Here is a 13,302-nt window from a genome sequence, read left to right on the forward strand (position 1 = left end):
GTCCCGGACGGGCAGAGGCCAGACGAGTGGAGCGGGGCGCGCGTGTCGGAGCTGAGCGACGAAGAGACCTATCTGATCGCCACCGTCCGCGACTTCATCGACCGGGAGGTCAAGCCGTCCGTCCGCGGGATGGAGCAGGCGGATCGGTACCCGGAGCGCTGGATCGAGCAGATGAAGCAGATCGGCATCTATGGTCTGGCCGTCTCCGAGGAGTACGACGGTACCCCGGTGTCCATGCCGTGCTACGTGAAGGTGACCGAGGAACTCGCGCGCGGTTGGATGACCCTGGCGGGCGCGATGGGTGGACACACGGTCGTCGCGACGCTGCTGACCCGGTTCGGGACCGAGGAGCAGAAGAGAACCTATCTACCTCTGTTGGCGACCGGCGAGATGCGCGCGACGATGGCGCTCACCGAGCCCGCCGGGGGTTCCGATCTGCAGGCCATGACCACCGTCGCCCGGCGGGACGGCGACGACCTTGTGATCACCGGGGCCAAGATGTTCATCACCAATGCCCACCGGTCCGGGCTCATCGCGCTGCTGTGCAAGACCGACCCGGAGGCGACTCCCCGGCACCGCGGGATGTCGATCGTGCTGGTCGAGCACGGGCCCGGGTTGACCGTCTCCCGCGATCTGCCCAAACTCGGCTACAAGGGTGTGGAGACCTGCGAGCTCTCGTTCGACGGCTACCGTACCCCGGCCACCCGGATCCTCGGCGGAGAGCGGGGCAGGGGCTTCGGGCAGATGATGACGGGGCTGGAGACCGGACGGATCCAGGTGGCGAGCCGGGCCCTCGGCGTGGCGGCGGCCGCGCTCGAGGACTCACTGGACTACGCGCAGGAGCGCGAGTCGTTCGGCCAGCCCATCTGGAAACACCAGGCCGTGGGACACCACCTGGCAGATATGGCCACCAAGCTCACCGCCGCCCGGCAGCTGACCCTGTCGGCCGCGAGGAAGTTCGATGCGGGCCAGCGCTGCGACATGGAGGCGGGCATGGCCAAACTGTTCGCCTCCGAGGTGGGGATGGAGATCGCGCTGGACGCGGTCCGTATCCACGGCGGCTACAGCTACTCCACCGAGTTCGACGTCGAACGCTACTTCCGCGACGCCCCGCTGATGATCGTCGGCGAGGGCACCAACGAGATCCAACGCAACGTCATCGCGGCACAACTCGTCGCACGAGGAGGACTGGAATGACCACAGCACCCCGGGTGTTCGAGGGGATCGCGGGAATCGAGGCCGCGATAGGGGAGCACGTCGGCTACAGCTCCTGGATGGAGATCACGCAGGAGCGGGTGGACGCCTTCGCCGATGCCACCGGTGATCACCAGTGGATCCACGTCGACCCGGTCCGCGCGGCCGAGGGCCCCTACGGCGCGACCATCGCGCACGGCTATCTCACCCTGTCGTTGGTGCCGCTGCTCGGCGCCGAGGTCATGGAGATCCGGGGCTTCGGGATGATGATCAATTACGGGCTCGACAAGGTCCGCTTTCCTGCTGCCGTGCCCGTCGGGTCCCGGATCCGGGCCGGCATCGAACTCACCTCGTTGCAGCGCAAGACCTCCGGCGTCCAGCTCAACAGCCTCGTCACCGTCGAGATCGACGGCGCGGACCGCCCCGCGCTCGTCGCCGAGACCGTCCGCCTGATGGTCGAGTGACGACAGCGGACTGGCAGGAGTGCGGAGTTCACCTCAACTTAACTACAGGGATGTGATTCCGGCGTAGCGTCAGGCCCAACGGTCGGTGGGGAAGCCGACCGTCGGGAGGTCCCAGCCGATGATCGACGAACGCGATCGGGAGGGGGCCGGCACCCGGCCCCGTCACCACCCGGTGACCTGGCCCGACCGGTCCATCCCGAACCGCCTGCGGGTGCCGCGGGTCAGGAGCGCGCCGTGACCGACACCGTACGTACCTACGTCCTCGACACCTCGGTTCTGCTGTCCGATCCGTGGGCCGTCACCCGCTTCGCCGAGCACCACGTGGTGCTGCCCATCGCGGTGATCGGGGAACTCGAGGCCAAGCGTCACCACCCCGAGCTGGGCTACTACGCCCGCGAGGCGCTACGTCTGCTGGAGGACCTGCGGCTGCGCAACGGCCGACTCGACGGCGACCTCATCGTCACCGATGTCGGCGGCACCCTGCGCGTCGAGCTCAACCACACCGACCAGTCCGTCCTGCCCTCGGGCTTCCGCAACACCGGGAACGACTCCCGCATCCTGGCGTGCGCGCTCAACCTGCGGGCCGAGGGCGCCGAGACCGTCCTGGTATCCAAGGACATCCCGCTGCGCGTCAAGGCCGGGTCCGTGGGGCTGCCGGCGGATGAGTACCACGCCCAGGACGTCGTGCTCACCGGGTACCGCGGCGTCGACGATCTGCCCACCACCCAGGAGCTCGTCGACGGATTGTTCGCCGACGGACGGGTGAGCCCCCTGGCGGCCCGCGCCGCCGGACTCGACGCCGCCACGCCCGTGCACTGCGGCGTACGCGTGCAGACCGAATCCTCGTCGGCACTGGCGCGGGTGACCGACGACGGTGGGCTCCGGCTCGTCCGCGGCGACGTCGAGGTATTCGGCCTGCGCGGGCGCTCCGCAGAGCAGCGCATCGCGATCGACTGCCTGTTGGACGAGTCGATCGGGATCGTGTCCCTCGGTGGTCGCGCGGGCACGGGCAAGTCGGCACTCGCCCTGTGTGCCGGACTGGAGTCGGTTCTCGAGCGGCGCCGGCACCGCAAGATCGTCGTGTTCCGGCCCCTCTACGCGGTCGGCGGTCAGGAACTCGGCTACCTGCCCGGCAGCGAGTCGGAGAAGATGTCACCCTGGTCGCAGGCCGTGTTCGACACGCTCGAGGGCCTGGTCAGCGAGAACGTCATCGACGAGGTCATCGACCGCGACATCCTCGAGGTGCTTCCCCTGACCCATATCCGCGGGCGGAGTCTGCACGATTCGTTCGTGATCGTCGACGAGGCGCAGTCACTCGAGCGCAACGTCCTGCTCACCGTGCTGTCCCGCCTCGGTAGCGGGTCCCGGGTCGTTCTCACCCACGACGTCGCCCAGCGCGACAACCTGCGCGTCGGCAGGCATGACGGGATCCAGGCGGTGGTCGAGAAGCTCAAGGGTCACCCGCTGTTCGCCCACGTCACGCTGAGCCGGTCGGAGCGGTCGGCGATCGCCGAGCTCGTCACCACGATGCTCGAGGAGTTCCATCCCGACGGCACCCCGGGGGAGCTGCGGCGCATCCGCGCGGCCTGACCCACGCGTCAGCACCCCACCCGGCCGGGAGAGAGGGCCGGGCTGGGGGCTGACACCCGGAGGTCGTCGTCTCAGCGCTCGCGGTCGAGCCCGGTCATCCCCAGCACGTCGAGCCGACGGTCGAGCTCCTCCTCGCTCAACGGATCCGGCACGAAACCGAGCGCGATGACGGCCTCGCGGATCGTCATCCCCTCGGCGAGGGCGTGCTTGGCCACACGCGCGGCCTCCTCGTAGCCGATCGCTGAGTTGAGCGGGGTGACGATCGACGGGGAGGATTCGGCCAGCCGGCGCATCCGGTCGGCATCCGGCTCGATCCCGTCGATGCACCGCTGCGCGAACAACTCGGACGAGGTCGATAGGATCCGCACCGACTCGAGAACATTGCGGGCCATCAGCGGGATGGCGGTGTTGAGCTCGAACGCTCCGCTGGCACCGGCCCAGGCGACCGCGGCGTCGTTGCCCACCACCTGTGCGGCGACCTGCGCGACCGTCTCACACAGGACAGGGTTGACCTTGCCTGGCATGATGGAGGATCCGGGCTGCAGGTCGGGGAGATGCACCTCGGACAGGCCGGTCATGGGGCCGGAGCCCATCCATCGGATGTCGTTCGCGATCTTGGTCAGCGACACCGCGACGGTGCGGAGTGCGCCCGACAGCTCGACCAGCCCGTCGCGGGCGGACTGCGCCTCGAAGGGGTCCACGGCCAACCGCAGCTCCTCCAGCCCGGTGAGGGAGCGCAGCTCCTCGACGACCGCCGAACCGAAGCCGTCAGGGGCGTTGAGTCCGGTGCCGGCCGCGGTGCCGCCGATCGGTAACTCGCCCACGCGGGGCAGTGTCGCGCAGACCCGTTCGATCCCGGCCCGGATCTGACGGGCGTACCCGCCGAACTCCTGGCCCAGCGTCACCGGGACCGCGTCCATGAGATGGGTACGGCCGGCCTTGACGACCTCGCGCCATTGCTCCGACTTGGCCTCGAAGGACTCGGCCAGCACGGTCAGTGACGGGACGAGATCGCCGATCACGACCTCGGTCGCCGCGACATGGGTTGCCGTGGGGAACGTGTCGTTCGACGACTGCGACATGTTCACGTCGTCGTTCGGATGCACCGTCACGCCCGCGTCGGCGCACAGCGAGGCGATGACCTCGTTGGTGTTCATGTTGGAACTGGTGCCCGAGCCGGTCTGGAACACGTCCACCGGGAAGTGCTCGTCCACCTCGCCCTCGGCGATCCGGTCGGCGGCCGCCACGATCGCATCGACCTTTGCCCGGTCGAGCAGACCGAGTTGGCCGTTGACGGCCGCGCACGCGGACTTGAGCAGACCGAGCGCGCGGATCTGGGCGCGCTCCAGGCCCCGGCCCGAGACGGGGAAGTTCTCCACGGCGCGCTGGGTCTGCGCCCGCCACAAGGCGTCGACGGGCACCCGCACCTCGCCCATCGTGTCGTGTTCGATTCGGAATCCACTCTGATCGGCCATGTTCGCCAGAGTAGGCGCGCCCGGCGCTCTCCGCAGGGGAGCGGCGCGCTCTTGCGCGCGCCCGCCACGAAAAGAGCTTTCCGCACACGCCTTCTTGGACGACGTGTGCGGAACGCTCTTATGGACGGAACCGTCAGCCGGTGGTGTCAGGCGTCCTGGCCGTAGTCGACCGCCGAGAACTCGCGAAGCTTCTCCATCTTGTGGCGACCCTCGACGTGGCGGACCGTGCCCGACTTAGAGCGCATGACGAGAGAGCGGGTGATGGCGCCGTTGGCGCGGTAGCTGACGCCGCGCACCATGTCGCCGTTGGTGATGCCGGTGGCGGCGAAGAAGCAGTTGTCGCCCTTGACCAGGTCGTCGGTGGTGAGGATGGCGTCGACATCCAGACCGGCGTCGACGGCCTTCTGACGCTCGGCGTCGTCCTGGGGCCACAGCTGGCCCTGGATCTCGCCGCCCATGCACTTCATGGCGCAGGCCACGATGATGCCCTCCGGGGTACCGCCGACGCCCATGAGCATGTCGACCGAGCTGCCGTCGGTGGCGGTGGCGACCGCACCCGCGACGTCACCATCCATGATCAGACGGACCTTGGCGCCGGCGGCGCGGATCTCGGCGATCAGCTCCGCGTGGCGGGGGCGGTCCAGGACGCAGACCGTCAGGTCGCCCACATCGATGTTCTTGGCCTCGGCGACCGAGCGGATGTTCCACTCCGTGGACTCGGCCAGGTCGATCTTGCCGACGGCCTCGGGGCCCACGGCGATCTTGCGCATGTAGAACACCGCCGACGGATCGAACATCGCGCCGCGCTCGGCCACCGCGATCACGGCGATCGAGTTGGGGCGCCCCTCGGCCATGAGGCGCGTGCCGTCGATCGGGTCCACGGCCACGTCGACGGCGGGCCCGGAGCCGGTGCCGACCCGCTCGCCGTTGTAGAGCATGGGCGCCTCGTCCTTCTCGCCCTCGCCGATCACCACGACGCCGTCCATCTCGACCGTCGAGATGAGCTCGCGCATCGCGTCGACCGCGGCGCCGTCGCCACCGTTCTTGTCACCCCGCCCGACCCAGCGGCCGGCCGCCAGCGCGGCGGCCTCGGTCACGCGGACCAACTCCATGGCGAGATTTCGATCAGGGCGCTTGGCGTCAGACATGTATCGTCGGGCTCCTCGGATTGGCTCCGCGCGCGGGCGATGACGGGCGCGGCTCGGCTGTGGTGTCGACACTCATTGTTCCACGTCGGGGGCAGTGCTGTAGACCGACCGTCGGTCGCGCGGCGGCGAGGTGGGATACTGGCGGTCGTGGCCGAGGCGAAACCGAGAATCCTGCAGGGCAACCGCGACATGTTCTGGTCGGTGGTGGTGCTCATGGTGATCGTCGGCGTGTTCGCCGGCCTCGCCGGACAATGCGCCTTCTCGCCGTCCGGGCCGGAGCAGGGCCCGATCCGCGAGTTCGACGCCGGGGCGTCGCTCGCCGAGGACGCCCGCACCCTCGACTTCCCGATCCGTTCGCCCGAGGTCCCCGAGGGATGGACGTCGAACTCCGGTCGCGTCCAGTCGCTGGGCGGATTCACCTCCAGCCACGTCGGCTGGGTGACGGGGGAGCGCAGCTACATCGAGCTCGTCCAGACCGACGCGCCGGAGGACGTGGTCCGGATGGTCGACGGCGAGCCGCGTCCGAGCCGCACCATGGTGCCGATCTCGGGCCGCGAGTGGTCCGTCTACAACGGGGACGACGTGCGTCCTGTCTGGGTGCTCGACACCGGAGACACGCGGGTCGCCGTGACCGGCTCCGCGCCGAACTCCGATTTCGAGACCATGGCCACCGCGGTGCAGGACTCCGAGCCGCTGCCTACCGGCTAGGGGCACCCGGTCGGGGCCGCCAGCTTCAGCCGCGGTCGGCGTCGGCTCCGTCGTCCTCGCCCAGAACCGCGTCGATGCGCTTGCGCGCGCCGTCCAGGTGCTCGGTGCACCGCGCGGCGAGCTCCTCGCCCCGCTCCCACAGCGCCAGCGACGAGTCGAGATCCTGTCCGCCGGCCTCGAGGATCCGCACCACCTCGATCAGTTCGTCGCGGGCCTTCTCGTATCCGAGTTCGGAGACGGGGATCTGTTCGTCGGACATCAGGACTGCTCCTCGGAGGTGGGGGAGGTGGGCGAGGTGGGGTCGGGATCCGGTGCCCGGGTGGGACGGCCGGCGGCCGGGGTGGCGCCGAGCACCGCGGCGGAGAGTGCGCCGTCGGAGACCCGGATGCGCAGCTGCGAGCCGGGCGGGGCGTCGGCGATGGACGAGACCACTCGGCCGTCGTTCGGGCCCGCCACGGACTGCACTACCGCGTAGCCCCGAGCGAGCGTGGCCGCCGGGCCCAGGGTGGTCAATCGCGCTGACAGGTGGCCCAGCGACGTGGACTCCGAGTCGATGATGCGGGTGATGTCGCGGCGGGCGGCGCGTAGTGCCTCGGCCACGATCTCGGCTCGCGAGTCCACGAGTCCGTGCGGGTTGGCCATGCAGGGGCGGGAACGCACCGCGGTGAGCTGGTGCTGCTCGCGGTCCACCCAGGCGCGCAGGGCCCGCGCGGTACGGGCGCGCGCCTCGGCGATGCGGCGCCGCTCCTCGACCACGTCGGGAACGACCCGCTTGGCCGCGTCGGTGGGCGTTGCGGCGCGCAGGTCGGCCACCAGATCGGACAGGGGGGAGTCCGGCTCGTGGCCGATCGCGCTGACCACCGGCGTGCGGCACGTGGAGATGGCACGGATCAGCGCCTCGTCGGAGAACGGCAGGAGGTCCTCGACGGAGCCGCCGCCGCGCGCGAGGATGATGACGTCGACGACGGGGTCGGCATCGAGCTCCGCCAGCGCATCGAGGATCTGGGGCACCGCCGAGACGCCCTGGACGGCGGTGTTGCGGACCGCGAACCGGACGTCGGGCCAGCGACCCCGGGCCACCTCCACGACATCGCGCTCGGCGGCACTCGCGCGTCCGGTGATCAGACCCACGCAGGCGGGCAGGAACGGCAGCGGGCGCTTCAGACGCGGATCGAACAGCCCCTCGGCGGACAGGGCCTGCTTGAGCCGCTCGATCCGGGCGAGCAGCTCGCCCACGCCGACCGGACGGATCTCCGAGACCTGCAACGAGAATGAGCCGCGACCAGTGTAGAAGCGCGGGGTGCCGCGGATCACGACCCGGCTGCCCTCGGTGACCGGCACCGGCGCCTCGGAGATGAGGCGAGGCGGGCAGGTGAGGGTCAACGAGTTGTCGACCGACGGGTCCCGGAGCGTCAGGAACGCGGTGCGTGTGCCCGGGCGCAGACTCAACTGGGTGATCTGGCCCTCGACCCAGACCGCGCCCAGCCGGTGGATCCACGCGGCGATCTGGTCGGAGACGACCCGCACCGGCCACGGCTGTTCCGGGCTGCTCTTGGCCCCGGGTGCCGAGCCGCTCACGGGTGCCGGGGGGAGACGCGGCCGGACGGGACGTCGGCGCCACCCGCATCCGCCTCGCCGGTCATCGGATCGTCGGTCACGAGGTCCTCGTCGAACGTCGCCCACTCGGGCTGGTCGGTGCGCGCGGGAAACACTGCCGCGATCACCCGGTCACCCTTGACCGCGAGATCGGTGAGCCGCTGACCTGCGTGGAGGTACGACTGGACGAGGGAGCCGGCGAGCTTGACCGGGACGCCGGGAATCGTGGACACCGCGTCCGCCGCACGACCTGGCAGCGCCACGACACCCTCCACCGCGGTGGCGGCGAGGCCGATCGTGGCACGGGTGAGGAACAGGGGGCGGAGCATGCGAACCTTCCTGCCGGGGGAGGCCCGGAGACGTAATGGTCGAAATCCAGTATGAACCGTACCCTGGGGTCATGACCGAGCAGACCGACATGATCGCCGAACCGGCAACCAAGCGAGTGCTTCTCGCGGAACCGCGTGGCTACTGTGCCGGTGTCGACCGGGCCGTCGAGACCGTGGAGAAGGCACTGGAGAAGCACGGTGCCCCGCTGTACATGCGCAAGGAGATCGTCCACAACAAGTACGTGGTGGAGCAGTTCACCGACCGTGGCGTGATCTTCGTCGACGAGACCGATGAGGTCCCCCGCGGAGCCAACCTAGTGTTCTCCGCACACGGCGTTTCCCCCGCCGTCCGCGATAGCGCCAAGAGTCTGGAGCTCCGCACCTTCGATGCCACCTGCCCGTTGGTGACCAAGGTGCACACCGAGGTCAAGCGCTTCGCCCGCGAGGGCTACCAGATCCTCCTCGTGGGCCACGAGGGGCACGAGGAGGTCGAGGGCACCGCGGGTGAGGCACCCGACGTGGTGACCCTGGTCGACGGACCCGATTCCGTGGACGCCCTGGACGTGCCGGTCGACACGGAGAAGCTCATCTGGCTCTCCCAGACCACGCTGAGCGTGGACGAGACCATGGAGACAGTGCGTCGCCTCAAGGCGAAGTACCCCACGCTCATCGATCCGCCGTCGGACGACATCTGTTACGCCACGCAGAACCGGCAGAGCGCGGTCAAGGCGATGGCCCCCGACTGTGACCTGGTGATCGTGGTGGGGTCGACGAACTCCTCCAACTCGGTTCGACTCGTCGAGGTGGCCCTCCAGGCCGGCGCGCGCGACGCGCACCTGGTGGACTACGCCAAGGAGATCGACCTGTCGTGGCTCGAGGGAGTGACCACCGTGGGTGTCACCTCAGGCGCCTCGGTGCCCGAGATCCTCGTGCGCGGCGTGGTGGACCTGCTCGCCGAGCACGGCTACAACGACGTCGACACCGTACGTACCGCGCAGGAGACGATCACGTTCGCGCTGCCGCGCGAGCTCCGGATCACCGAGAAGAACAAGGCCTGATCGGGTTCTTCCCGCGGGGGCCGATCGGCCCCACCAACACCACGCGCCCCGGGCGCGCCCGGCCTCAGCGGCGGGCGTGTGCCGGGGCGCTCCGCTGGGGACGCGCGACGGGTCGCGAGTTCCGTGGCTCCAGGACGTACGCGCGGATCAGCGCGAGCGCGATCACCACGACGGTGGTGGTGATCATCAGGGGAAACCGGGTGGCCAGGGGCAGGCCGATCGAGATGATCTGGGTGCGGGAGAACAGCCCCGAGCCCCCGCCCACGCCGGCGATCACGTAGACCAGCGGCACCAGGACCGCCATCACGATCGGCGGCTGCACGCCGGCGACGAACAGCGAACGGCGCGAGACCATCAGCACCGCGAGGACGCAGCCGACGAAGAACAAGACGGTGAACGCCGCACCGAGCTCACCGGAGAGCGAATCGATCGCCACCCCGGTCAGCGAGATGGCCACCGTCAGCAGGACCGCAGTCCACGCGGGCAGTCCACGCATCGAGGACACGACGGACCTCTCGTCCGCCGGCACCCGTCCACTCCTGCGTCTACTCACGGGACAAGACTCTAACCCTCGAGCCTGCGAGCGAGGAATCGACCGAAGCGGCGCAGCGGGTTCAGCTTCTGCTCCGCGGGCGACGGGCGGTTACCGGTCACGGCGTCCGGATCGACCGGGCCGGGCTCGGGAAGCTCACCCTGTGTCGGCACCAGATCGTCGCCGCCGGGAGCGGTGGCGGCGTTGTCGTCGTCGTCCCCGACACTTTCGCCGGTGCCCGTGGCGACGCGCCCGCCCGCGGTTCCCGTCGCGGCGATGTGGGGCTTCTCGTCGATCATCCCGGCCATGATCGCGCTGCTGCTCTTGCGCAGCGGAGCGAACCGCGAGCTGGACATCTCGCCGAGCCACGCCGTGAGTCGGCCCTCATCCGTCGCGGAGGCCAGATCCGATGCCGTGACGTCGCCCGTGCGCAGGTCGATCTGCTCGCCGAGGTACCTCAGGATCACCGCGACCACCGCCAGCACGGGCACGGCGAGGAACGCGCCGATGATGCCGAACAGGGTGCCACCCGCCGCGACGCCCAGCAGGACCACGACCGGGTGCAGGTTCATGGCGCGGGACTGCAGGATCGGCTGGAGCACGTTGCCCTCCAGCTGCTGCACCGCGATGATCACGACGAGCACGATGATCGCCGTGGTCAAACCGTTGGCCACCAGCGCGATGAGCACCGCGAGCGCGCCGGCCGTGAACGCACCCACGATGGGGATGAAGCCGGCGATGAACGTGATGACCGCCAGCGCCCACGCCAGCGGCACGCCGAGGATCACCAGCGCGAGTCCGATGAGCGCCGCGTCGACGAACGAGACGATCGCCTGGGTACGGATGTACCCGCCCAGGGTGTTCCAGCTGCGGGTAAGCACCTCGGTGAGGTGACGGCCCGCGTTGCGGCCCGCGACCCGGCGCACCAACGGCAGGAACCGCGGCCCATCCTTGATGAAGAAGAACGTGAGGACCAGGACCATGACGACGGTGACGACGAGCGAGCCGACGGCGCTCACACCGGTGAACACGCCGTTGGCGATCTGGTCACCGCGGTCCTGAAGGGTGGTGCTGAGCTGGTTGAGAACCCCGTCGAGCTGCTCGTCCCGGATGTTGAGCGGGGGCCCGCGCAGCCAGTCCTGCACCGTGCCGATCGCCTCCGACGTCTGGTCGGCCAGCTGGACGCTCTGCTCGACGATCGACGGCGCGATGAGGGCGATCACTCCGGCGACGACGCCCAGCGATCCGAGGATCGAGATGAGCGCGGCGAGGGACTTGGGGACGTGGTGTCTCGTCATCCAGCCCGTCGGCGGCCACAGCACGGTGGCGACGATGAGCGCCAGCAGGATCGGCAGAATGCCGACCCACAGGGCGCCGCCGACCCGGGACAGCAGCCAACCGGCCACCAGGACGATGGCCAGGCGCAGTGCCCAGTCCGTGAGCCAGCGGCCCCCGATCCCGAGTAGTACTGAACGGTCGACATGCTGGTCGTCGGAGTCCTGCGTGGGCGGACGTACCGGCTCGTCACTCATGGGGTTCATGATGTCAGAGGGAGCGGCGGTGTGCTGCCGGACACCGGCGTGGGTGGCGAGGCGGGCCGGCAGGGGAGTGGGACGTAGACTCGGGTCCCGTGAGCCTCACCCTCGGAATCGTCGGACTGCCCAACGTCGGGAAGTCGACCCTGTTCAATGCCCTGACGAACAACGACGTACTCGCGGCGAACTATCCGTTCGCCACGATCGAACCCAACGTCGGCGTCGTGGACCTGCCCGATCCGCGGCTGAACCGCCTGGCCGAGATCTTCGGCTCGGAGCGGATCCTGCCGGCCGTGGTGTCCTTCGTGGACATCGCCGGCATCGTCAAGGGTGCGAGCACCGGTGAGGGGATGGGCAACAAGTTCCTCGCCAACATCCGCGAGGCCGACGCCATCTGCCAGGTGGTGCGGGTGTTCGACGACCCGGACGTCATCCACGTCGACGGCAAGGTCGACCCGATGTCCGACATCGAGGTGATCGCCACCGAGCTGATCCTCGCGGATCTCGAGACGGTCGAGAAGGCCATCCCGCGTCTGGAGAAGGACTCCCGCAAGGACAAGTCACTCGCGCCGGTTCTGGACGAGGTCCGCAAGGCGCAGGCCGTGCTCGAGGACGGCCGGACCCTGTTCAAGGCGCAGGACGAGATCGACCGCGGACTGCTGCGCGACCTGCACCTCATGACGGCGAAGCCGTTCCTGTATGTGTTCAACGCCGACGAGGCGGTGCTGACCAGCGACGAGCGCAAGGCCGAGCTGACCGCCGCCGTGGCGCCGGCCGACGCCGTGTTCCTCGACGCCAAGGTCGAGGCCGAGCTGCTCGAGCTCGACGAGGACGACGCCATGGAGCTCCTCGAGTCGATCGGCCAGACCGAGCCCGGCCTCGCCGCGCTCGCCCGCGCCGGGTTCCACACCCTCGGGTTGCAGACCTACCTCACCGCCGGCCCCAAGGAGTCGCGCGCCTGGACCATTCGCAAGGGCGACACCGCGCCCAAGGCGGCCGGCGTGATCCACACCGACTTCGAGAAGGGCTTCATCAAGGCCGAGATCGTGTCGTTTTCCGACCTCGACGAGCACGGTTCCATGGCTGCTGCGAAGGCCGCCGGCAAGGTCCGTATGGAGGGCAAGGACTACGTGATGGTCGACGGAGACGTGGTGGAGTTCCGGTTCAACGTGTGAGTCGGGCGGTCACCGAGCATGCGTGCCGACGTTGATCACATTGCCTGACGCGTCGCGGTAGAAGAACCGGGCGACGCCCCATTCTTCTGTCGTGAGAGGGTGCACGATCTCGAGACCTGCAGCCACGGTGCGGTCGTACGCGGTCTGGACGTCATCCACGAAGACGGAGACGTCGGGGTTCTCGGGAGCTGTGTCATCGGCGGTGATCAGGCTCAGCTGATGGCCTGCAGAGTCAGCCAGCGTGACGATCCACCCGTGGTCCATGACGACTTCGAGCCCTAGTACCGTGACGTGTTCATTGACCGCCCGTCCGAGGTCTGTGACCGTCAGATCGGGAACGATTCGTTCGATGCTCATGACAGCACCATCGCCCCCTGCGATTCGCCGCACAAGAGAATGGTGTGTGCCGGGGCTCGGTGGGATGCCGGTTTACCATGCAGTAACCGGGACATCGCGCACCTCGATCCGGATCCGATCACGCGGAACCGCCGCGCCTCA

14 protein-coding genes are annotated in these 13,302 nt (G+C 69.2%); 6 read left to right on the top strand and 8 right to left on the bottom strand.

Translation table 11 applies throughout. The features are described from left to right. Nucleotides 1-42: 42 nt before the first annotated feature. The 3 genes from ACWIE7_RS01435 (at nt 43) to ACWIE7_RS01445 (ending at nt 3,248) form a co-directional block, all read left to right on the top strand. Entirely contained in the window at nt 43-1,197 is a 1,155-nt protein-coding gene (locus ACWIE7_RS01435; RefSeq protein WP_454068419.1) for an acyl-CoA dehydrogenase family protein, read from the top strand. Next, nucleotides 1,194-1,658 (top strand): MaoC family dehydratase, encoded by a 465-nt coding sequence (locus ACWIE7_RS01440; RefSeq protein ID WP_452100282.1) that lies wholly within the window; start codon nt 1,194-1,196, stop codon nt 1,656-1,658. The genes ACWIE7_RS01435 and ACWIE7_RS01440 overlap by 4 nt, the downstream gene beginning before the upstream one ends. Before the next feature lie 234 nt (nt 1,659-1,892). Then, nucleotides 1,893-3,248 (top strand): PhoH family protein, encoded by a 1,356-nt coding sequence (locus tag ACWIE7_RS01445; RefSeq protein ID WP_454068420.1) that lies wholly within the window; start codon nt 1,893-1,895, stop codon nt 3,246-3,248. Between the two features lie 71 nt (nt 3,249-3,319). Here the strand turns inward: ACWIE7_RS01445 and ACWIE7_RS01450 are convergent, their stop codons facing one another. Both ACWIE7_RS01450 and glpX read right to left on the bottom strand, forming a co-directional pair. Then, nucleotides 3,320-4,723, bottom strand: a complete 1,404-nt coding sequence (locus tag ACWIE7_RS01450) for a class II fumarate hydratase (protein ID WP_454068421.1) — start codon at nt 4,721-4,723, stop codon at nt 3,320-3,322. Nucleotides 4,724-4,869: 146 nt separating this feature from the next. Further along, nucleotides 4,870-5,871: a class II fructose-bisphosphatase gene (gene glpX, locus ACWIE7_RS01455; RefSeq protein WP_452100279.1), complete on the bottom strand. Its 1,002-nt coding sequence runs from the start codon at nt 5,869-5,871 to the stop codon at nt 4,870-4,872. A 147-nt stretch (nt 5,872-6,018) separates the two neighbouring features. Between glpX and ACWIE7_RS01460 the strand changes: the two genes are divergently transcribed. After that, on the top strand, nt 6,019-6,579 hold the full coding sequence (locus ACWIE7_RS01460; protein ID WP_454068422.1) for a DUF4245 domain-containing protein: 561 nt from the start codon (nt 6,019-6,021) through the stop codon (nt 6,577-6,579). Nucleotides 6,580-6,604: 25 nt separating this feature from the next. Here ACWIE7_RS01460 and ACWIE7_RS01465 read toward each other — a convergent pair whose 3' ends face one another. Genes ACWIE7_RS01465 through ACWIE7_RS01475 form a run of 3 tightly spaced genes read right to left on the bottom strand, consistent with a single transcriptional unit; the run spans nt 6,605 to nt 8,504 of the window. After that, nucleotides 6,605-6,838 carry an exodeoxyribonuclease VII small subunit gene (locus tag ACWIE7_RS01465; protein ID WP_452100278.1) on the bottom strand — a complete coding sequence of 78 codons (234 nt, stop codon included), beginning with the start codon at nt 6,836-6,838 and terminating at the stop codon, nt 6,605-6,607. After that, nucleotides 6,838-8,157 carry an exodeoxyribonuclease VII large subunit gene (gene xseA, locus ACWIE7_RS01470; protein WP_454057518.1) on the bottom strand — a complete coding sequence of 440 codons (1,320 nt, stop codon included), beginning with the start codon at nt 8,155-8,157 and terminating at the stop codon, nt 6,838-6,840. Before xseA ends, ACWIE7_RS01465 begins: the two co-directional genes overlap by 1 nt. Then, nucleotides 8,154-8,504 carry a hypothetical protein gene (locus tag ACWIE7_RS01475; protein WP_452100276.1) on the bottom strand — a complete coding sequence of 117 codons (351 nt, stop codon included), beginning with the start codon at nt 8,502-8,504 and terminating at the stop codon, nt 8,154-8,156. Before ACWIE7_RS01475 ends, xseA begins: the two co-directional genes overlap by 4 nt. Before the next feature lie 71 nt (nt 8,505-8,575). Here ACWIE7_RS01475 and ACWIE7_RS01480 point away from each other — a divergent pair, with 71 nt between their 5' ends. Next, nucleotides 8,576-9,562, top strand: coding sequence for a 4-hydroxy-3-methylbut-2-enyl diphosphate reductase (locus ACWIE7_RS01480; RefSeq protein WP_230930621.1), 987 nt, complete (start codon nt 8,576-8,578; stop codon nt 9,560-9,562). Nucleotides 9,563-9,626: 64 nt separating this feature from the next. On the opposite strand, the gene ACWIE7_RS01485 is transcribed toward ACWIE7_RS01480, so the two are convergent. Together ACWIE7_RS01485 and ACWIE7_RS01490 are read right to left on the bottom strand one after the other, a co-directional pair. Continuing rightward, complete coding sequence (locus ACWIE7_RS01485; RefSeq protein ID WP_454068423.1) at nt 9,627-10,115, bottom strand: DUF6542 domain-containing protein; 489 nt, start codon at nt 10,113-10,115, stop codon at nt 9,627-9,629. An 11-nt stretch (nt 10,116-10,126) separates the two neighbouring features. Next, nucleotides 10,127-11,626, bottom strand: coding sequence for an AI-2E family transporter (locus ACWIE7_RS01490; protein WP_454068424.1), 1,500 nt, complete (start codon nt 11,624-11,626; stop codon nt 10,127-10,129). A 98-nt stretch (nt 11,627-11,724) separates the two neighbouring features. Between ACWIE7_RS01490 and ychF the strand changes: the two genes are divergently transcribed. Then, nucleotides 11,725-12,804, top strand: a complete 1,080-nt coding sequence (gene ychF, locus ACWIE7_RS01495) for a redox-regulated ATPase YchF (RefSeq protein WP_454068425.1) — start codon at nt 11,725-11,727, stop codon at nt 12,802-12,804. A gap of 9 nt (nt 12,805-12,813) precedes the next feature. Here ychF and ACWIE7_RS01500 read toward each other — a convergent pair whose 3' ends face one another. Continuing rightward, on the bottom strand, nt 12,814-13,161 hold the full coding sequence (locus ACWIE7_RS01500) for a VOC family protein (RefSeq protein WP_454057516.1): 348 nt from the start codon (nt 13,159-13,161) through the stop codon (nt 12,814-12,816). Nucleotides 13,162-13,302: the final 141 nt, after the last annotated feature.

The sequence above is a fragment of the Dietzia sp. NPDC055343 genome, from assembly GCF_053645265.1.